Below are 19,970 nucleotides of genomic sequence, written 5' to 3' on the forward strand. Positions count from 1 at the left end.
CGTCCGTCAGGCGAGCGGCGCGTCGGAGGAGCCTGCGCTCGACCGCAGCCGCACGGTGTCGCCCACGAGCAGCACGTCGCCGCGGAAGAAGCGCAGCAGCCACAGGACCGCATCGACGTTCGCATCGTGCTGGAGGCGCGCGGGCGCGCCCGGTTCGGCCCGCGACGAACGACGACCGATCACATCGAGCACCGAGTGGACCGCGAGCGTGTACTGGCCGCGCAGCACGGTCTCGAGCGGGTTCGCGACCTTGCGGTAGCGGACCTTGACGCCCCGCCGCCCGGCCTCGACGTCCGCGAGGTGGCCCACCTCGGCGGTGCGCCGCACGTAGAGGCCCTTCTTGGGCAGGATCCGTGCGACGTCCACGCCACGACGCATCGCGATCTCCGCGGCGAAGGCCAGCCCGTAGCCCGAGGCCTCCCCCGTGTTGGAGAAGACGGCGACGTCGCCCGGGACCTCGTGATCGCGCAGCACCAGCACCGCCACCGTCGGGAAGCCGGCGTCGGCGGCATCGATCGCGCCGTTGACCGCGAGGTGCAGGAACCTGCGGCGACGCGGGGGCGGCGGGACCGCGAGCAGCACACAGCCCAGCTCGGCGGCGCGGGACACGGCCTCGCGGACGTCTCCCCGGACCAGCCCGCCGTCGACCACCTCGAGGTCCGGGGCGATGTCGTGGAAACGCTCGGTGGCGTCGAAGAGCGCATCGGTGGACAGGAGCACCAGCCGGGACGCCGCGGCCGCAAGCCTGACCGCCGCGCGCGGGCTCAGCCGATGCGCGTCCAGCACCGCGATGCTGCGGGTGGTCTCGAGGACCTCCGCGCCGTCCTGCTCACCCACGGTCGAACGCCCACTGGCGATCGGTGAAGAGCTTCGCGATCACGAGCCCGACCATGATCGACAGCACCACCAGCACCACCTGGAGGATCGCACCGATGGTCGCCGTGTAGTCGCCCTCGTTGAGGCTCACCACGGACTGGAATGCGAGCACCCCGGGGATCATCACGAGCACGGCGGGCACCTGCAGCGTGATGATCGGCGACGGGGTCCGCGGCGCCGCAAGCGCGACCAGCACGCCGACCAGCACGCACGCGAGCACGGTCGCCATCTGGATCATCACCCCGTGGTCCGCCATGTACAGACGCGCGGTGTTGGACACCATGCCGATGAGCGCCGCGGAGACCGCCATGCGCACGGGCGAGTTGAACATGAAAGCGAAGCCCAGCACACCGACGAAGCTCGCGGCCGCCATCATCGCGTAGTGCGGGACCGCGTCCAAGGGGATGGGCGCGCGCGTGCTCGCGTCGAGCGCGCCGATGAGCGTGATGCCCCACACCGACAACGCCGCGCCCACGATCATCATGGTCGCGAACACCAGCCGGGATATGCCGGCGGAGAAGTCGAGCTTCGCCATGTCCAGCGCGGCCGTGATGAGCGGGAAGCCGGGCAGCAGGAACAGGGTGCAGGCGATGTACCCCGACGCATGGACATCCACGCCGAGCCCGAACGCGCCGTAGAGCGCGACCGAGGCGAGGTACAGGCCGCATGCGAGCGCAGCGGCGACCAGGGTGGTGCCGAACGGGTTGAAGCCGCGATGCGCGAGGGCGCGCCGCAGGAACTGGCCTGCCGTGGCGGCGACGAGCACCGCGATGACCTCGAGCGGGCGCGCGTTGTTGAGGACGCCGAACGCCGCGCACGCCGCACCCGCGGAGAGCGCGTTGGCGACCGCCGGGTAGAGCGCGGGCCGCGCCTCGATCCGGTCGAGCTCGGCGTGGACCTCCTCGACCGTGATGTGCTCCGGAAGACCCGAGCGGAAGTCGTCGAGCAGCTTGATCCGCTCGGCGTTGACGCCGAACTTGCGCACCTCGGTGACCTCGGTACGGAAGATCGCCCCTCGGTGCGTGGTCGCCGTGATCTCCGTGAGCGTGACCGCCGCCGTATGGCGGTCGACGCCGAGCGCATGCGCGACGGCCCCCATCGCCTCCTTGACGCGATAGCTCGCGGTCCCGGCCGCGAGCATCATGCGGCCCATCCGAAGGATCGCGCCGGATTGCCCGATCAGCCCGACGGGCTCGAGCGAATGCTCGGGATCCCGGTGCTCGGCGGCTGGATCTGCCATGTCACCCCTCGTATCGATGCGGCCGCAGGGCCGTGTGGTTCTCCGGGGACTTCATTGTGGCAGTTTCAGCGGGGCACGCCCACGCGCTTGTGCCAGTCGCGGATGCGCCACAGACGCGTGCGCAGCAGCACCGCCTCCGCCCGCGAGACTCCGACGATCGCGGCCGCCGCGCCGAGCGCGACGCCGACGATCCCACCGGCGGGGACCTCCGCGACCACGGCGATCACGAGCGCGGCGGTCGCGCCCATGCCCGCCAGGGCCGTGAGCGGGCGGCCCGAGGAGGCACGCTCCCGGACCCAGAGCTCGTCGAGCAGGTCGAGCTCGCGCTCGGCCTCCATGAGCTCCTCCTCGAGCAGCGCGCAGCGTCGCGGGACACCCAGCAGCGACGCATCGCGGAACACACGATGCCTGCCCGCGGGGTTGACCCGCGGCGTGAGGTGGTAGCCGTAGGGATGCACGGGGCACGCAGGTGCTCCCTCATGCGCCTCGGGGGCGCGCTGCGGCAGGCCGCTCATGCGTCGATCCTCGAGTGGTCGAGCGACGCGGCGCCCGCGATGATGAAGTCGCGGCGCGGTGCGACGTCGTTGCCCATGAGGAGCTCGAACACGCGCTCCGCGGCGGCCGCGTCGGCGCTGGTGACACGGCGCAACGTCCGCTTGGTCGGGTCCATGGTGGTCTCCGCGAGCTGGTCGGCGTCCATCTCGCCGAGTCCCTTGTAGCGCTGGATGTCGTCCTTGTAGCGGCGGCCGGCCCGCTTGAGCTCGCGCAGCGTGTCCGTGAGCTCCTTCTCGGAGTACGTGTACAGGTACTCCTTCTCCCGACGCGCGGATCCGGACACCTCGATGCGGTGCAGCGGCGGTACCGCGGCGAACACGCGACCCGCATCCACGAGCGGCCGCATGTAGCGGAAGAACAGCGTGAGCAGCAGCGTGCGGATGTGGGCGCCGTCCACATCGGCGTCGGTCATGAGGATGATCTTGCCGTAGCGCGCGGCGTCGAGATCGAACGTGCGGCCCGAGCCCGCGCCGACCACCTGGATGATCGATGCGCACTCGGCGTTGTGCAGCATGTCCGTGACGGATGCCTTCTGCACGTTGAGGATCTTGCCGCGGATGGGCAGCAGCGCCTGGAAATCGGAGCGGCGCGCCAGCTTGGCGGTGCCGAGCGCCGAGTCCCCCTCGACGATGAACAGCTCGGACTGCTCGACGTCGTTCGAGCGGCAGTCCGCGAGCTTCGCGGGCAGGGACGAGGTCTCGAGCGCGTTCTTGCGCCGCGAGATCTCCTTCTGCTTGCGCGCCGCGACGCGCGCACGCATCTCCGCGACCACCTTCTCGAGCACGGTGTTGGCCTGCGCCTTGGTGTCACGCTTGGAGGACGTGAGGATGGCCGTGAGCTCCTGCTCGACGACCTTGGCGACGATGCCTCGGACGGGTCCGGTGCCGAGCACCTCCTTGGTCTGGCCCTCGAACTGCGGCTCGGGGATCCGGACCGTCACCACGGCGGTGAGACCCGCCATGATGTCGTCCTTCTCGATGCGCTCGGCGCCGTCCTTGCCCGTGAGCTTGAGACGGCGGGCGTTCGCGCTGATCTGCGCACGGAGCACCTTGACGATCCCCTGCTCGAAGCCGGCGAGGTGGGTGCCGCCCTTGGGCGTCGAGATGATGTTGACGAACGAGCGGGCCTCCGACTCGTAGCCCGTGCCCCAGCGCAGGGCGATGTCGACCGCGCACTCGCGCTCGACCTCCTCCGACACCAGGTGCCCGTTGGGCTTGAGCACGGGGACGGTCTCCTTGTAGGTGCCGTGGCCCGTGAGCTCCCACGTGTCGGTGACCGCGGCGTCGGCCGCGATGAAGTCGACGAAGTCCTTGGCGCCGCCCTCGTAGCGGAAGGTCTGCTCGCTCACGTTCTCCGGATCGCGCTCGTCGCGCACCACCAGGGCGAGCCCGGGCACCAGGAACGCCGTCTGCCGCGCACGCACCAGGAGGTCGTCGAAGCTGAAGGAGGCGCCCTTGTTGAAGATCTGGCGGTCCGCCCAGTAGCGGATCCGGGTGCCGGTGCGCGCCTTCGCGACCTTGCCCACGATCGCGAGCTCCGAGCCGGTGACGAACGGCACGAACTCGGCATCCGGCACGGGGCCGGATGCGGGATCCTGGAAGTAGCCGGGCTCGCCGCGGCGGAAGCCCATGTGGTGGGTCTTTCCGCCGCGATCCACCCACACGTCGAGACGCTCGGACAGCGCGTTCACCACCGAGGCACCCACGCCATGGAGGCCGCCCGACGCGGCGTACGAGCCGCCGCCGAACTTTCCTCCCGCGTGCAGCTTGGTCATGACCACCTCGACGCCCGTGAGACCCGTCTTGGGCTCGACGTCGACCGGGATGCCGCGGCCCAGGTCGCGCACCTCGACGGAGTCGTCCGGGTGCAGCACGATCTCGATGCGGTCGCCGAAGCCTCCGAGCGCCTCATCCACCGAGTTGTCGATGATCTCCCACAGGCAGTGCATGAGACCACGCGAGTCCGTGGTGCCGATGTACATGCCGGGACGCTTGCGCACCGCCTCGAGGCCCTCGAGGACGGACAGATGCCTAGCGGAGTAGTCGTTCGCCACGGCGGACATCCTAGTTGGGGTGGCAGACGGCCGGGCGCAGCCGCACCGTCGGACGTGCGGATCCGACCCAGATATGGGAGCGTGATGCCTGGCAGGATGGGGGCCCGATGACGGTGGACACGCAATGGCGCATCTCTCCAGGAGACCTGGCCGCGCGCGGCCTCGTCGCGGGTGCGACCGTGCTCGCGCTCGTGGGGGCGGCCTGGGCGACGGGCTCGTTCGGCGGGACCCCGCTCGACCAGGTCGCGGACGGCGCGCTCGCCCCCGGTGCCACGCTGCTGTCCCCCGCCGCATCGTCCGCGGGCATCCGCGTCGTCATCGGGATCGGCCTCGCGGCGTTCGCGGTCGCGCAGGCGGTGCCGATGCCCGGCTCGCGCGCCCGCGTGCGCGCAGCCTCGCTGCCGATGCTGCTCGCGATGATGCTCACGTTCGCCTGGGCGTTCGCGGTGCAGCACGAGGCGCTCGCCGCATCGATCCTGATCGACGCCGGCATCCTCGCGAGCCTCGGATGGGCCGCCGCGGTGCTCGTACGCGCTCCGGCGGCGTCGATCCTCGAGGCGGCCGCGGTCGACCTGCCGGTGGGCCTCTACCTCGGCTGGGGCGCCGCCGCGACGGTCTCCCATACGACCGCGCTCGGGGCCTGGTGGCTCGGCACCCCGCCCGACGCGGGCGTCGCCGCGGCCGCGGGCGTCCTCGTCGGCACGGGCTTCCTGGGCATCGCGATCGCGCGCGACCTGTCCCCCGCTCCCGTGCTCGCGTGGGCGATGACGGTGGGGTTCGTGTGGGTGCTCGCGTGGATCGCGGACGGGAGGCTTCACGGGAGGCCCCTCGACGCGATCGTCGGATGGACCGCGCTGATCGCGGGCGGCGCCGTGGTGCTGACCACGGCGGTCGCGACGGTGGCCGCGGGCATCCGCGCGCTGCGACGCGCCCGACGGCGGCGCGGCGACGTCGCCGAGCGCTAGCGTCGAGGTCGCAGGCGCTGCGACGTCATCGCGACGTTGTCATGCTTGATGAAGAATCCGAGGTCCTGGTAGAGGTGGAGGCCCGCAGGGCTCGCATGCAGCTCGACCACCTCGATGCCCCGCCTGTCGGTCTCGGCGAGCAGCGCCTCCATGATGGTGCGCGCGTAGCCCTTGCGCTGGTGCTGGGGCGCCGTGGACACCCACTGGATGTAGCCCATCTGATGCGCCTGCGCGCCCGGGCGTGCCAGGCGCGGCGCGATGTTGACCAGTCCGCAGGCCGCGAGACCCCCCTCGGGCGCATCGATCACCATCCCGAAGAGGTCCGTTCCGAGGCGCTCACGCACCGTGCGCGTCGACTCGACGGCCCAGGTGGGCGTCGGCTTGGCGCCGACCGCCTTGTACATGAGGGCGCCCAGGTGGACGATCTCGGCGGCGTCCTCCTCGGTGGCGGGACGGACCTCCGTCACCTCAGCGCCACGCGACGGCGACGACGATGTTGACGAGCGTGAGCCCGCCGATGAGCCAGAACGGCACCACGGGGTTCTCGCGCTTGCGCGTCGCCTCCGCGAGGCCCGCGATCGCGAGCGCGACCAGGAGCTTGACCGCGATCTTCACGTGGTCGGGCTCGTAGCCCGTCTCGTCGGAGCGTGCGTAGGCGACGCCCGTCAGCGCAAGCCCGGTGAGGATCTGGGCCCGCGCACCCCAGACCATCACCATGGTGATGCGCTTGGTCTGCTCCTTGAGCTGCTCCATGAACGGTCCGAGGATCGCGGCGAGACCCACGAAGTGGAGCACGAGCAGGGCGTATCGCAGGGCGGTCACAGGTCTCTCCTTGGATCTGGGCTTCGAACGGCACGATGCTATCGCCCCGGGCATGGGTTACGTTCGGAGCACGCGACGCGCGCCACGCGCGCCACCTTGGGGGGACGATGACGGGGACCGAGCTGAGCCGCGAGGAGCAGCGCTGGCAGCGCGAGCGTGCCAAGCAGGCCGAGTACGAGCGACGCATGCGGGAGCGTGGCCGCGAGAGGGCCCTGGATGCGGCCCGCCACGAGGCCCGCCGCGCCTCCCGCTCCAGCGGTCCCGTCGACTTCGACGACATCTCGCCCGCGCTCGATGCGCTCCCGGAGGCGCACCGCGCCTTCCGCGAGCACGCGAGAGGCCTGGTGGTCGCCGTGGAGGGCGACCCCGCCTTCCTGTGGGCCGGGCCCGCGGGGCTCGAGGTGGCCCCCGCGCTCGACCGACCCGGCACGATGCTGGCATGGGCCGACCTCGCCGAGGTCACCGTGGACGGTGCCGCGATGATCCAGGAACGTGTCACCGCGGGTCGGTTCGTGGCTCTCGGCTTCCTCGCCTTCGCGGTCCCCAAGCGCGAGGGCGCGTCGTATGCGCTGATCGAGCCCCGTGACGGCGCCCCGATCCTGTGCGAGGCCGAGGGCGTCAGCGCGCCGGACCTGCGTGGGATCGTGCTCCGGCATCGTCCGCGCGAGGCGGCGGCCGCGGCCTCGCCCGACCTCGCGGCGGTGGAGGCGCTCGAGCGGCTCGCCGCGCTGCACTCGACCGGCGCGCTCACCCCCGAGGAGTTCGCGGCCGCGAAGGCGAAGGTGCTGGGCGCCTGACCCGGCACCGACACGGACGCTCGCCTACCGTGGGAGTCCTATGAGCGACCTCGAGAACTGGATCGTCGGCTCCAGCGACACCCTGTGGACCTGGCTCGTGCTCCCGCTGGTCGGGGTGCTCGGCGTCTCCTTCACGCTGCGATCGGGCGCGGTGCAGCTGAGGATGCTCCCGCAGATGATCCGTGGCCTCACCGATCGCACCCCGACCGACGAGGCGGGGCGGGCGCAGTCGCTGTCCGCCTTCCAGGCGTTCACCGTGTCCGCCGCATCGCGCGTGGGCATCGGGAACATCGCCGGGGTGGGCACCGCCATCGCCGTCGGCGGCCCGGGCGCGGTCGCGTGGATGTGGCTCATGGCGATCTTCGGGTCCGCCACGGGCTTCGTCGAGGCGACGCTCGCGCAGCTCTACAAGCATCGGGACGCCACGGGCTTCCGCGGGGGCCCGGCCTACTACATCCAGCGGGGCCTCGGGCAGCGCTGGCTCGGCTTCGTGCTCGCGATCGTGCTCATCGTCGCGGCGCCCTTCGCGGTCAACATGCTGCAGTCGTTCACCATCGTCGAGACGGTCACCTCGAGCGTCACCGGCGGCGCCCCGGCGTGGGTCGGACCCGCCGTCGCGAGCCTGGTCGCGATCGCCACCGCGGCGGTGGTGCTCGGCGGCACCCATCGCATCGCCGTGGTCACGGAGACGCTCGTCCCGGCGATGGCCGTCCTCTACCTGGTGCTCGGCGTGGTGATCGTCGCGCTCCACGTCGACGCGATCGGCCCCGTGCTCGGCTCGATCCTCCACGACGCCGTCACCGGCCAGGCGGTGGCGGGCGGCGCGATCGGCACGGTGATCCTCACGGGCGTCCAGCGCGGCATGTTCTCGAACGAGGCCGGGTTCGGCACCGCACCCAACGCTGCTGCGAGCGCCGCCACCACCCACCCCGTGAAGCAGGGTCTGGTGCAGACCCTGGGCGTCTACTTCGACACCTTCTTCGTCTGCTCCATCACCGCGTTCATCATCCTTGTGACCCGTCCCGACCTCGCCGAGGCGGATCCGGGGATCGCGCTCACCCATGACGCGATCGTCGGCTCGCTCGGCAGCTGGGCCGGCGCGCTGCTCTCGGTCATCGTCTTCATGCTCGCGTTCAGCACCATCCTGGGCCTGTACTTCTACGGCGAGGCGAACGTCGAGTTCATGACGCGACGCGCGTGGGCGCTGTGGCTGTACCGCGTGCTGGTGGTGGGTGCGGTGCTCGTGGGAGGCATCGTCTCGGCCTCGGTGGTCTGGTCGCTCGCCGACCTCCTGCTCGGGGTGCTCGCGGTGGTCAACCTCCTCGCGCTCGCACCCCTGTCACGCCACGCCTTCGCGCTGCTCAAGGACTTCTCCGCGCAGCGTCGCGCGGGCCGGGACCCCGTCTTCACGCGCGATCGGCTGCCCGGGCTGCGCGGCGTCGAGGTCTGGGAGGACGAGCGCACCGTCACGGGGCTGGCACCTCGGGACGATGCGCAGGCGCCTCCTACGCGCTGAGGCGCCCTCCCCCATGCGGGGAAGGGCGCCTCGAAGGTGGCGTGCCGAAAGATCGGTGCCGAAGGCTCAGTCCAGGTAGTCGCGCAGGACCTGCGAACGCGACGGGTGGCGGAGCTTCGACATCGTCTTGGACTCGATCTGGCGGATCCGCTCGCGCGTGACGCCGAAGACGCGGCCGATCTCGTCGAGCGTCTTGGGCTGACCATCGGTCAGGCCGAAGCGCATGCCGACCACGCCGGCCTCGCGCTCGCTGAGCGTGTCCATGACCTTGCTGAGCTCCTCCTGGAGCAGCGTGAAGCCCACCGCGTCGGCGGGGACCACGGCCTCCGAGTCCTCGATCAGATCGCCGAACTCGGAGTCGCCGTCCTCACCGAGCGGGGTGTGAAGCGAGATGGGCTCGCGGCCGTACTTCTGGACCTCGACGACCTTCTCGGGCGTCATGTCGAGCTCCTTGGCCAGCTCCTCGGGCGTGGGCTCGCGGCCCAGGTCCTGGAGCATCTGGCGCTGGACACGCGCGAGCTTGTTGATGACCTCGACCATGTGCACCGGGATACGGATGGTGCGCGCCTGGTCCGCCATCGCACGCGTGATCGCCTGGCGGATCCACCACGTCGCGTAGGTCGAGAACTTGTAGCCCTTGGTGTAGTCGAACTTCTCGACCGCACGGATCAGACCGAGGTTGCCCTCCTGGATGAGGTCCAGGAACAGCATGCCGCGACCCGTGTAGCGCTTGGCGAGCGAGACCACGAGGCGCAGGTTCGCCTCGAGCAGGTGGTTCTTGGCGTGACGGCCGTCGTTCGCGATCCACTCGAGCTCGCGGCGCAGCTTCGGGGCGAGCTTCTCGCCCGAGCCGAGCTTCTCCTCGGCGAACAGGCCCGCCTCGATGCGCTTCGCGAGGTCGACCTCCTGCTCGGCGTTGAGGAGCGCGACCTTTCCGATCTGCTTGAGGTAGTCCTTGACCGGGTCCGCGGTGGCGCCCGCGGTCATGACCTGCTGGACCGGGGCATCGTCGTCGCCGGTGCCGAGCACGAAGCCACGGCTCTCGGTCTCGTCCTCCTTGCCGGCGGGCTTCGACTCCGCGTCGGAAGCGTCCTCGCCCGCCTCGACCTCCTCGTCGCCGGGCTCGACCTCCTCGAGGTCGGTGGGCTCGGCGTCCTCGACGTCCTCGGCACCCTTCGCACCCTTGGCGGTCTTCGGGGTCGCCTTGGTGGTGCGCTTGGGTGCGGCCTTGCGCTTCGGAGCCGCGACGGTGTCGGTGGTCTCCTCGGTGGCCTCCGGCTCGGCCTTCGCCGCGCGCTTGCGCGCGGTGGTGGTCGAAGCGCCGGGGGACTTGGATGCGGCTGACGTAGTCGTGGCCTTCTCCTTCTCGGTAGAGCTGCCGTGAGCAGGCAGCGAAGCGTCGGACGATGCGCGGGATGCGTCGGCAGGGTTCACCCGGGCGCGCGGCTGGCCGGCTCCGGGTGCGCCGTCGGCGCGACTGTGCAGCTGTGGCGACACGGCTTCCCTCTCGACCTGTCACGGAGTGGATGGTGAGGCCCCGCTGATCGCCTCGCGCAAATCCATTAGATTGTAACGCCCACGTCAAGCGGTTGGTTCCCACCGCGACACATCGATGAGCGCGTCCGGCGGCGGCCGGCGCCGATCAGAGCGCGCGGGGCCCGGTGTCGATGAGCGCGAGCACAAGGAGCGCTAGACGATACTCCCGATCGTGGTCGAGCGCGATCGCGCACCACGCGCGTGCGACGGCCGGGGGCTCGCACCACCAGGCGATCACGGCCAAGGTCGCGGCGGCGGGCGCGCACAGGCGTCCAGGCGCATGCTCGAGCACCGCGATCAGCAGCCGTCGTGCCTGATCGGCGCGCTCGGGGCGCGGCGGAGCGGAAGGGACAAGGCCGTGCCCCAACGCCTGTGCGACCGCGTCGGAGTCGTGGCCCGCAAGAGCGTCCCGCACCGCGTCCTCGGCGTCCGGGACCAGCATGAGGAGCACGGCGTCGCGCACGCGGACGTCGGCGAGACCCGCCGCGAGCGCACCCCAGGCCGCGGGCCCGTCGGGCGCATCGTCGAGGGCCCGCCGCCATCGCGACGCGGACGCCTGGCGCCACGCGGACAGGTCCCGCGCCGCCCGCGCCTCCCACCGGCGTGCGGCGCGAGCGGCGAGGCGCCGTTGCGGCGCGGGCGCCCTCGACGAGCCTGGATCGCGGCGCAGCCGCACGTCGCCTACGGGCCCCCGCCCTCCCGCGGGCACGGGCCTGCCGCCCGGCGGGCAGCACCGCGCGTCCTCGCAGCCGGGGCTGAAGTAGCGGCCGCCCGCCACCACCCAACCCTCGACCGTCGCGACCGTCTCCTCGAGCGCGCGGATGGCGACGTCGATCGCGTCGAGCACGGTCTCCGTGTCCTCGGTGTACGCGAGCACCACCGCCCGGCGCGCGCCTTCACGCATCGCGTGGACCGCGAGCGCGTGCGCGACCTCATGGCCGTCCTCCCCCACCAGGTCACGTTCGTCGAGCCGCACGAGCGCCCCGAGCTCGCCGCGCTCGCGGATGAGCACGGCGACCACGGAGTCCTCGGGCTGGAAGCCGATGAGGGAGGGGACGAGCGAGGCGAGCTCGCCAGGACCGGTGATCGTCGTCATGGCACGAGCGTCGCCGCCATGGGACCCGATCCTGTCGGCGCCGCTCACGGCCGTGGACGGAGGACCGACCGGCGCGGCCTGGGGACATCGCGCTCTCCCCCACCCCTACCCTGATGCCATGCACGCGACACCCACGGACACCCGCGCCGTCATCGCCGAGCGCACAGCCGAGCTGCTCGCGTGGGCGGCACAGGCCATGGCGCCCGGCCTGGAGGCCGGGCACGAGCTCGCCGAGCAGCTGATGGTCTCCTCCGACGGCGGCAAGGTGTTCCGCGGCCGGCTGCTGCTCGCAACCTTCGAGGCTGCGGGCGGCGGCGACCGGCTCCCCGCGGAGCAGCTCGCGGGAGCGCTCGAGCTGTTCCAGACGGCGGCGCTGCTGCACGACGACGTGCTCGACGGCTCCGACACCCGGCGGGGCCGTCCGTCCGCGCATCGTGCCTTCGAGCAGCTCCACCGCGAGGCCAAGTGGCCGGGCGATTCAGCCGCCTATGGTCGGGCAGGTGCGATCCTCGCGGGAGACGTCGCGCTCGTCGCGGCCATGCGCGGCGCCTCGGTCGCGGCGCGCCGTGCCGGCGACACGGTCGCGGACCTGTTCGACGAGATGGCCGCGCTGGTCACGGCGGGCCAGCACCTGGACATGCGCGTCGCGGCCGCGCCGTGGGCCGACCTCGGCTCGCTCGAGCGCGACATCCGCGCCGTGATGCGCGCCAAGACCGCCTCCTACACCGCCGAGTTCCCCCTCGCGCTCGGTGCGGCCGCGGCGGGTGCGGACCCTGCGACGGTCGTGGCGCTGCGCGCGGCGGGGCTCCCGCTCGGCGTGGCGTTCCAGCTGCGCGACGACGTGCTCGGCCTCACCGGCAGCCCCGAGACCACCGGCAAGCCCGTCGGCGACGACCTCCGCGAGGGCAAGCGGACGCTCCTCGTGTGGCACGCGCTCGCGCACGGGGACCGCGCGGAGCGCGACGCCGTCCACGCGGTGCTGGGCAACCCTTCCGCGACCGCGGAGGCCACCGCCACGGCGATCGCGGCGATCGGGTCCTCGGGTGCGCTGGCAGCCGCCGAGCGCGAGATCTCGGCGCAGGCCGGCCTCGCCCGCGCGGCGCTGACGGAGACGCTCGATGCGCCCGCACCGGTGCTCGCGCTCGTCGACGCGGCGGTCGACCGCACCGCCTGAGCCCCAGGGCCCTCCCGAGCCCCGCGACGGCGCGCTACAGGAGCGACTGCGCGATGCGGCGCACGTGAGCGCGACGTCCCTCGCGCAGCGCGTCGAGGGGCGCCATGCCCAGCTCGGGCTCGTCGGCGAGGAGCCACTCCGCCGCCTCGGCGTCGTCCATCCCCGCGTCCCTCAGCAGCGTAAGGGTGCCGCGGAGCGTCGCGAGCACCTCGGGCCCGCGCTCGCCGTCGACGATCACCCCGGCGGGCACCTGGATCGTCTGCCGCTCACCGCGGCGGACCGCGAGCAGCTCGCCCTCGCGGAGCATCTCGCGCACCTTGCTCGGGGTGGTCCCCAGGCGGTCGGCGAAGTCGGGCACGGTAAGCCAGGCGGCGTCAGTCATGGCTCCAGGGTACTGACACCTGGCGCACGTCTTGCGGCCTGCGCGGTCCGGGGGTTACCGTCACTTTTGTCACATCTGTCACATCGGCACCATCACTCACACTGGAGGCACGCATGGCAGCGACGTCCCCCCTCGCGCAGACCCGCCCCGCCGCGACCACCGCCGCTCTTGCCACGGTGGTCGGCCTCGCGTCCGCCTCCCCCGCCTGGGCGGACGAGCAGCACCGCGTCCAACCCGGCGACACCGTCTCGGCGCTTGCCGACCGCTACGGCAGCACCATCCCCGCGATCGTGGCCGCGAACGACCTCGACGCGCGGGCGACCATCTACGTGGGCACGACCGTCACCGTGCCCGACGGCAAGCCCTCCGCGGCGCGCTCGAGCGTGACGAGCCTGTCCGCCACCTACACGGTCAAGGCCGGCGACACCCTCTCGGAGATCGCCCACCGCCACGGAACCACCGTCGCGACCCTCGCGCGCGACAACCGCCTCGCGAACTCCTCGCTCATCTTCCCCGGTCAGCGCCTCACCATCGGCGGCGGCGGCCAGGCTCGGCAGGCTCCGGAGCCCGCCGCGACCCCCGCGCGGGCGAGCACCGGCTACACGGTCAAGGCCGGCGACACCCTCTCGGAGATCGCCCACCGCCACGGCACCACCGTCGCGGCGCTCGCGAAGGCGAACACGCTCGCGAACGCCTCCCTCATCACGATCGGCCAGCGCCTCACCATCCCGGGGACCTCCTCGACGCCCGCGCGCTCCACCGCGACCAAGGCGCGCAGCACCCCGCAGGCGACGGCATCGTCCTACTACACCGTCAAGACGGGCGACACGCTCGCCGCGATCGCGCAGCGCCACGGGACCACCGTCGCGGTGCTCGCCCAGCAGAACTCCCTCGCGAACGCCTCCCTGATCCGCGTCGGCCAGCGGCTCGCGGTGCCCGGCGACGCCACCGAGCCGCTCGTGGGCTCGACCTTCGCGGGCCGCACCTATGCGAACGACGTGGTGCGGGCCGCGAACCAGAACAAGGCGGTGCTGCTGAGCCGCACCGTGCCGTCCCGGGAGAAGATGCAGGACATCGTGGTCGCCACCGCACGCGAGCACGGCGTCGACCCCGCGCTCGCGCAGGCGATCTCGTACCAGGAGTCGGGCTTCGACATGCGCGCCGTGTCCCCCGCGAACGCCGTGGGCGTCATGCAGGTGATCCCGACCTCGGGCGAGTGGGCCTCGGACATGGCCGGACGTCGCCTCGATCTCCTGGACCCGCGCGACAACGTGCTCGCGGGCGTGCTGATCCTGCGCGCGCTCGACCGCACCTTCACCAGCGTCGACGACGCGATCGCGGGCTACTACCAGGGCGCCGCGGCGGTCATCGACCACGGGTACCACCACGACACCGTCGGCTACGTCGCGAGCGTCAAGGCGCTCATGTCCCGCTTCCGCTGAACCGGCCGCGGTGCGTGCGCGAGCCGCGGGACGCGCCGCGCACGCACCGTCGGACCCGCCCGACGTCCCGCCTAGAATGGACCCCGTGTCCAGCACCCTCACCGATCCCCTGCTCGGCCGCGTGATCGACGGCCGGTACGAGGTGTGCGAGCGCATCGCCGCCGGGGGGATGGCGACCGTGTACCTCGCCTTCGACCGGAGGCTCGAGCGCGACATCGCGCTCAAGGTCATGCACCGCCACCTCGAGGTCGACCCGAACTCGCGCGAGTTCGTCGCGCGGTTCCGCCGCGAGGCCAAGGCGGCGGCAAGGCTCACCCACCCGGGCGTGGTGCGGGTGTACGACCAGGGGGTCGACGAGGACATCTCCTACCTCACCATGGAGTACGTCGACGGCGAGAACCTGCGCGAGGTCCTCGCGCACGAGGCCACCCTGCCTCTCGGCGTGGCCCTCACCACGGTCGAGCACGTGCTCGACGCCCTCGGCTCCGCCCACCGCCAGGGCCTGGTCCACCAGGACGTCAAGCCCGAGAACGTCCTCATCGACTCCGAGGGGCGCCCGCGCGTCGCCGACTTCGGCCTGGCACGCGCCGTCACCGAGGTGACGTCGAGCACCTCCGGCACCATCCTCGGCACGGTCGCCTACCTGGGGCCGGAGCTGATCTCGAACGGGGTCTCCGACGCGCGCACCGACGTGTACGCCGCCGGCGTGCTCCTGTACGAGCTCATCACGGGACGCCAGCCCCACACGGGCACCACCGCGATCCAGGTCGCGACCAAGCACGTCCACGACGACGTGCCCGCGCCCTCGAGCGTCGTCGCATGGCTGCCGACCGAGATCGACGACCTCGTGGCCGCGCTCACCGCACGCGACCCCGACCAGCGCCCGCAGGACGCCGGCGCGGCGCTGCAGCTCATGCGGCGCACGCATGGCCTGCTCGACGAGCCCACCCTCGACCGGCGCGCCGACCCGCCCTCGGGCGCGACGCCGGTGGTGAAGGACGACGACGCCACGGCGGTGCTCACCACCGCATCCCCCGGGAGCACCGTGGCCCTCCCCATCGGCCTCGGCCACCCGTTCCCCGCCGTCGGCACCGACCTCGCGGCGCTGCCCGACGACGACCCGGAGGCGCGCGATCCCAAGCGCACCGAACGGCGCGCCGGCTGGTGGATCGCGGCCGTCGTCGTCGCGCTCCTGGTCCTCGGCGGCGGCGGGCTGTGGTGGTACAACTCGATCGGCCCGGGCGCGTACACCACGGTCCCGTCGGTGGTGAGCGAGACCGAGGACGATGCCACCGCGATCATCCGCGGCGCCGGCCTCACCCCGTCGGTCGAGCATACGTTCGACGACGACGTCCCCGAGGGCATCGTGATCTCCGCGACGCCGGCAGCCCAGGAACGCGTGCTCAACAACGCGGTGGTCACCATCACGGTCTCCGACGGACCCCGCATGACGACCGTCCCCAAGCTCGTGGGCGAGCAGCAGGACGATGCCGAGGCGCGCCTCGAGGAGCTGGGCCTGCCGCTCGGGGAGGTCGCGGGCAAGAGCTCCGACACGGTCCCGGTCGGCGAGGTCATGTCCATCTCCCCCGCCGCGGGCGAGTCGGTGCGGCACGACACCCCGGTGGACCTCGTCGTCTCGGACGGCCCTGCGCCCATCGAGTTCCCGGACGTCGCCGACATGACCGAGGCGGACGCGGTCGCGCTGCTCGAGGACGAGTACGCCCTGGACGTCACGGTCGACCACGAGCGCACCGACGAGGCCGACAAGGGCATCGTCTTCGCCCAGTCCCCCGCGGCGGACGAGACCGGGCACCGCCTCGACTCCATCACCATCACGGTGTCGGACGGCCCTCCCCTCGTGACCGTCGACGACTACGTCGGCATGGATGTCGACGCGGCGGAGAGCGCCGCACGCGCGGCCGGGCTCGACGTCCAGCTGTACGCCTTCTGGCCGTGGAGCTCGAAGGGGTCGATCGTCGACCAGTCGCTCATCCCCGGCAACCAGGTCGAACGCGGCACCACCATCACGTTCAAGTACAACTGACGCGGCGCATCGTCCGACGACAGAGGCCCCGCCCGGGATCACCGGGACGGGGCCTCTGTCGTCGTGCCGCTGGTCGATGCGCGGGTTACGCGAGCTCCTCGACCTCATGCGGCCGGAGCGCGTTGTGGCGGGCCAGCAGGTCCGACACGAGGAACGCGAGCTCCAGCGACTGCTGGTGGTTGAGACGCGGGTCCACCTTGGTCTCGTAGCGACGGGCCAGCCCCTCGTCGTCGATCTTCTCGGTGCCGCCCATGACCTCGGTGACGTCGTCGCCCGTGAGCTCCACGTGCAGGCCGCCCGGGACGGTGCCCAGCGCCTCGTGCACCTCGAAGAAGCCCGTGACCTCGTCGAGGATCGTGTCGAACTTCCGGGTCTTGTAGCCCGAGTCCGACGTGAACGTGTTGCCGTGCATGGGGTCGGTGAGCCACGTCACCGTCACGCCCGAGTCGCGCACGCCCTCGACGATGCCGGGGAGCGCTTCGCGCACCTTGTCCGCACCCATGCGGGCGACGAACGTGAGGCGGCCCGGGATGTTCTCCGGGTTGAGGCGCTCCGCGAGCTCTACGGCATCGGCCGACGTGGCCGTGGGGCCCAGCTTCACCGCAAGGGGGTTGTGCACCTTCGACAGGAACTCGACGTGCGCGCCGTCGAGCTGACGCGTGCGCTCCCCGATCCACAGGAAGTGGGCGGAGCAGTCGTACGCGAGACCCGAGCGCGAGTCGATGCGCGTGAGCGCCCGCTCGTAGTCGAGCAGCAGCGCCTCGTGGCTCGAGAACAGCTCGACCGTCTTGAGCGCCTCGAAGTCGCCACCCGCCGCGCCCATGAAGCGCACCGCACGGTCGATCTCCTGGGAGAGCTGCTCGTACTTGGCGTAGGCCGGGTTCGCCGCGAAGCCCTTGTTCCACTGGTGGACGCGGCGCAGGTCCGCGAAGCCGCCCTGGGTGAAGGCGCGGATCAGGTTCAGCGTCGACGCGGACACGTGGTACGCGTCGACCAGCCGATCCGGGTTCGGGATCCGCTCCTCCTCGGTGAACCCCGAGGAGTTGACGATGTCGCCGCGGTACACGGGCAGCGTCACGCCGTCACGGGTCTCCGTGTCGGACGAGCGCGGCTTCGCGTACTGGCCCGCCATGCGACCGATCTTCACCACGGGCGTGGAGGCGCCGTACGTGAGGATCACGGCCATCTGGAGGATGGTCTTGATCTTGTTGCGGATGCGGTCGGCCGTGGCCTCCGCGAAGATCTCGGCACAGTCGCCGCCCTGGAGGACAAAGGCCTCGCCGCGGGACGCGGCGGCCAGCTGCGCGCGCAGCCGGTCCGCCTCGCCCGCGAACACCAGAGGGGGGACCTGCGTGAGACGGTCGGTCGCGCGTCGCAGCGCAGCGGCATCGGGCCACTGCGGCTGCTGCCTCGCCTCCTTGGAGAGGTACGAGTCGACGCCCGCCGCCGCCAGGGCAGCCTCTGTCATCTGATTACGCCTGCCCGATCGCCTCGAGGGTCTCGACGTACCACGGGGTCGTGGTGTCGAACGGCTTGTGGCCCGCGATGCGCGGGAACGGGATCGCCTTGAGGCGGTCGCCGTCCTCCTCGTCGTGGCCGATCACGCCGGGCTCGCCGCGCAGGGCGCACTCGACCGCGTAGTCCGTCATCGACTTGATGAGACGCAGGTCCTCGGCGTTCGCCGCAGCGGCACGCGAGAAGTAGCCCGACTTCTGGACCATGACCTTCTCGGCGCCCAGCTTCTCCGCGAACTGCTTGGCGAACCACTGGCCGGGGTTGATCTCGTCGAGGCGCACGTGGCCGAACGGGTCACGCTTGACCTCCTGGCCCGAGGCCTCCATCTCCGCGATGATCTCGGGCACGCCGGCGCCCTCCGACAGGAAGATGTTGACGTTGCCGACCTCGTCCATGACGGTGCGCAGGCGCGCGGCCTCGGCGTCGATGTCGAGGCTCTGCTCGGGCACGTACACGGCGTGGATGTCCCAGCGCTCCTTGGTGAGGCCGATGCCCGGGAGGAACGTGCGCGTCTCGAGGTCCTCGCGGTACTTCATCGCGGCGGCGGCGGTGAGCCAGCCGCACGCACGGCCCATGACCTCGTGGATGATCAGCATGCGCGGGCCCGAACGGTGCTCGCCGATGATGTTGCGGCCGAACTTCGCGGCCTCCTCGGCGGCGGTCCACGCGCCCAACGACTGGCGGATGGGCACCACGTCGTTGTCGATGGTCTTGGGCAGGCCCACCACGGTGAGGCCGTAGTCGTTCTCCGCGAGGTACGCGGCAAGGTCCGCGGCGGTCGTGTTGGTGTCGTCGCCACCGATGGTGTGGAGGACGTCGACGCCATCGGCCTTGAGCTGCTCCGCGGCGACCGCGAGCGGGTCCTCGCCGTCCTTGACCAGGCCGCGCTTGACGCAGTCCGCGACGTTGGTGAGCTTCACGCGCGAGTTGCCGATGGGCGAGCCGCCGAACTCGTGGAGCAGGCCCGCGTGCTTGCGGACCTCGTCGTCGATCACGATCTTCTTGCCGAGCAGCAGGCCCCAGTAGCCGTGCTCATAGGCGATGATCTCCACCTCGGGGGCGATCTCGGTGTAGCGCTCGATCAGGCCTCCCACCGCGGAGGAGAGGCAGGGGGCGAACCCACCGGCGGTCAGGAGTGCAACGCGGCGAACCGACATGACGGACCTTTCGTTGTGTGTCTTGCGGATTTCGTGGTCATTCTAGGCGCGCGACAAGGCGCCGGGAGCCGGGACGGGAGACCTACTCCCCCGCCTCCGAGGACTGCTGCTCCTTCGCGAGCTCGCGCTTGACGATCGCGGCGTCGCGCTCGACGTACTCCTGGCCGGAGAGCTCCGCGATGGCCGCCATGATCCGATCGGTCGCCTCGCGCAGCGCGGCGCGGTCCTCCTGACGGCCGTCGAACTCCGACAGGTCGATAGGAGCACCGATGCGCACGCCGATCGGATGGCGCTTGGGCACCTTCTGGCCGATGGGCTGCGCGATGTGCGTGTCGATCATCGCGACCGGGATCACGGGAGCGCCGGACTCGATCGCGAGGCGTGCGACGCCCGTCTTGCCCCGGTAGAGCCGGCCGTCGGGGCTGCGCGTGCCCTCGGGGTAGATGCCGAGCAGCTCGCCGCCCTGCACCACCTGGAGGCCGGTGCGCAGCGCCGCCTCGGACGCCCGCCCACCGCCGCGGTGGACGGGGATGGTGCCCACGCCCTCCATGAAGGCCTTGGTCGCATAGCCCTTCACGCCCTTGCCGGTGAAGTACTCCTCCTTGCCCAGGAACACCACCTTGCGGCTGATGACCACGGGCAGGAACACCGAGTCCGAGAAGGACAGGTGGTTGGAGGCGAGGATCGCGCCCCCGGTCTCGGGGATGTGCTCCTGCCCCTCGACCCAGGGCTTGTACACGCCCTTGAGCGCGGGGCCCAGCAGCACGTGCTTGAAGAGGCGGTAGTAGGTGTCGCTCATG

The 19,970-nt window shown here is 71.7% G+C and carries 18 protein-coding genes; 6 read left to right on the forward strand and 12 right to left on the reverse strand.

Translation table 11 applies throughout. The features are described from left to right. Nucleotides 1-6: 6 nt before the first annotated feature. The 4 genes from AOM00_RS11730 to AOM00_RS11745 form a co-directional block, all read right to left on the reverse strand. Nucleotides 7-837: a hypothetical protein gene (locus tag AOM00_RS11730; protein WP_062517962.1), complete on the reverse strand. Its 831-nt coding sequence runs from the start codon at nt 835-837 to the stop codon at nt 7-9. Beyond that, nucleotides 830-2,116: a threonine/serine exporter family protein gene (locus AOM00_RS11735; protein ID WP_062517963.1), complete on the reverse strand. Its 1,287-nt coding sequence runs from the start codon at nt 2,114-2,116 to the stop codon at nt 830-832. The genes AOM00_RS11730 and AOM00_RS11735 overlap by 8 nt, the downstream gene beginning before the upstream one ends. A gap of 65 nt (nt 2,117-2,181) precedes the next feature. Then, complete coding sequence (locus AOM00_RS11740; RefSeq protein ID WP_062517964.1) at nt 2,182-2,631, reverse strand: hypothetical protein; 450 nt, start codon at nt 2,629-2,631, stop codon at nt 2,182-2,184. Next, complete coding sequence (locus tag AOM00_RS11745; protein WP_062517965.1) at nt 2,628-4,733, reverse strand: DNA gyrase/topoisomerase IV subunit B; 2,106 nt, start codon at nt 4,731-4,733, stop codon at nt 2,628-2,630. The genes AOM00_RS11740 and AOM00_RS11745 overlap by 4 nt, the downstream gene beginning before the upstream one ends. 98 nt (nt 4,734-4,831) lie before the next feature. On the opposite strand from AOM00_RS11745, the gene AOM00_RS11750 reads away from it, so the two are divergent. Then, nucleotides 4,832-5,689 carry a TspO-related membrane protein gene (locus AOM00_RS11750; RefSeq protein ID WP_062517966.1) on the forward strand — a complete coding sequence of 286 codons (858 nt, stop codon included), beginning with the start codon at nt 4,832-4,834 and terminating at the stop codon, nt 5,687-5,689. Here AOM00_RS11750 and AOM00_RS11755 read toward each other — a convergent pair. Both AOM00_RS11755 and AOM00_RS11760 read right to left on the reverse strand, forming a co-directional pair. Then, nucleotides 5,686-6,156 carry a GNAT family N-acetyltransferase gene (locus AOM00_RS11755; protein ID WP_062517967.1) on the reverse strand — a complete coding sequence of 157 codons (471 nt, stop codon included), beginning with the start codon at nt 6,154-6,156 and terminating at the stop codon, nt 5,686-5,688. The genes AOM00_RS11750 and AOM00_RS11755 overlap by 4 nt on opposite strands. 1 nt (nt 6,157) lies before the next feature. Beyond that, complete coding sequence (locus tag AOM00_RS11760; RefSeq protein WP_062517968.1) at nt 6,158-6,511, reverse strand: hypothetical protein; 354 nt, start codon at nt 6,509-6,511, stop codon at nt 6,158-6,160. A 107-nt stretch (nt 6,512-6,618) separates the two neighbouring features. On the opposite strand from AOM00_RS11760, the gene AOM00_RS15830 reads away from it, so the two are divergent. Continuing rightward, nucleotides 6,619-7,308 (forward strand): SHOCT domain-containing protein, encoded by a 690-nt coding sequence (locus tag AOM00_RS15830; RefSeq protein ID WP_062517969.1) that lies wholly within the window; start codon nt 6,619-6,621, stop codon nt 7,306-7,308. A 40-nt stretch (nt 7,309-7,348) separates the two neighbouring features. Then, complete coding sequence (locus AOM00_RS11770; protein WP_062517970.1) at nt 7,349-8,824, forward strand: alanine/glycine:cation symporter family protein; 1,476 nt, start codon at nt 7,349-7,351, stop codon at nt 8,822-8,824. A gap of 66 nt (nt 8,825-8,890) precedes the next feature. Here the strand turns inward: AOM00_RS11770 and AOM00_RS11775 are convergent, their stop codons facing one another. Then, nucleotides 8,891-10,321, reverse strand: a complete 1,431-nt coding sequence (locus AOM00_RS11775) for an RNA polymerase sigma factor (protein WP_082097003.1) — start codon at nt 10,319-10,321, stop codon at nt 8,891-8,893. A gap of 145 nt (nt 10,322-10,466) precedes the next feature. Next, nucleotides 10,467-11,456, reverse strand: a complete 990-nt coding sequence (locus tag AOM00_RS11780; RefSeq protein WP_062517971.1) for a DUF4192 family protein — start codon at nt 11,454-11,456, stop codon at nt 10,467-10,469. Nucleotides 11,457-11,574: 118 nt separating this feature from the next. On the opposite strand from AOM00_RS11780, the gene AOM00_RS11785 reads away from it, so the two are divergent. Beyond that, nucleotides 11,575-12,630 (forward strand): polyprenyl synthetase family protein, encoded by a 1,056-nt coding sequence (locus tag AOM00_RS11785; protein WP_169746848.1) that lies wholly within the window; start codon nt 11,575-11,577, stop codon nt 12,628-12,630. Nucleotides 12,631-12,664: 34 nt separating this feature from the next. Here AOM00_RS11785 and AOM00_RS11790 read toward each other — a convergent pair whose 3' ends face one another. Next, nucleotides 12,665-13,012: an Rv2175c family DNA-binding protein gene (locus tag AOM00_RS11790; protein ID WP_062517973.1), complete on the reverse strand. Its 348-nt coding sequence runs from the start codon at nt 13,010-13,012 to the stop codon at nt 12,665-12,667. A 113-nt stretch (nt 13,013-13,125) separates the two neighbouring features. On the opposite strand from AOM00_RS11790, the gene AOM00_RS11795 reads away from it, so the two are divergent. Together AOM00_RS11795 and pknB are read left to right on the forward strand one after the other, a co-directional pair. Further along, entirely contained in the window at nt 13,126-14,454 is a 1,329-nt protein-coding gene (locus AOM00_RS11795; RefSeq protein ID WP_082097008.1) for a lytic transglycosylase domain-containing protein, read from the forward strand. Between the two features lie 85 nt (nt 14,455-14,539). Beyond that, entirely contained in the window at nt 14,540-16,498 is a 1,959-nt protein-coding gene (gene pknB / locus AOM00_RS11800; protein WP_062517974.1) for a Stk1 family PASTA domain-containing Ser/Thr kinase, read from the forward strand. Nucleotides 16,499-16,583: 85 nt separating this feature from the next. Here pknB and AOM00_RS11805 read toward each other — a convergent pair whose 3' ends face one another. The 3 genes from AOM00_RS11805 to AOM00_RS11815 all read right to left on the reverse strand — a co-directional run bounded on the left by AOM00_RS11805 (nt 16,584) and on the right by AOM00_RS11815 (nt 19,969). After that, on the reverse strand, nt 16,584-17,966 hold the full coding sequence (locus tag AOM00_RS11805) for a class II 3-deoxy-7-phosphoheptulonate synthase (RefSeq protein WP_062517975.1): 1,383 nt from the start codon (nt 17,964-17,966) through the stop codon (nt 16,584-16,586). A gap of 4 nt (nt 17,967-17,970) precedes the next feature. Beyond that, nucleotides 17,971-19,170, reverse strand: coding sequence for a pyrophosphate--fructose-6-phosphate 1-phosphotransferase (locus AOM00_RS11810; RefSeq protein ID WP_062517976.1), 1,200 nt, complete (start codon nt 19,168-19,170; stop codon nt 17,971-17,973). 82 nt (nt 19,171-19,252) lie between these two features. After that, nucleotides 19,253-19,969, reverse strand: a complete 717-nt coding sequence (locus tag AOM00_RS11815; RefSeq protein WP_062517977.1) for a lysophospholipid acyltransferase family protein — start codon at nt 19,967-19,969, stop codon at nt 19,253-19,255. Nucleotide 19,970: the final 1 nt, after the last annotated feature.

This window comes from Demequina gelatinilytica (assembly GCF_000971115.1).
Taxonomy (GTDB): Bacteria; Actinomycetota; Actinomycetes; order Actinomycetales; family Demequinaceae; genus Demequina; species Demequina gelatinilytica.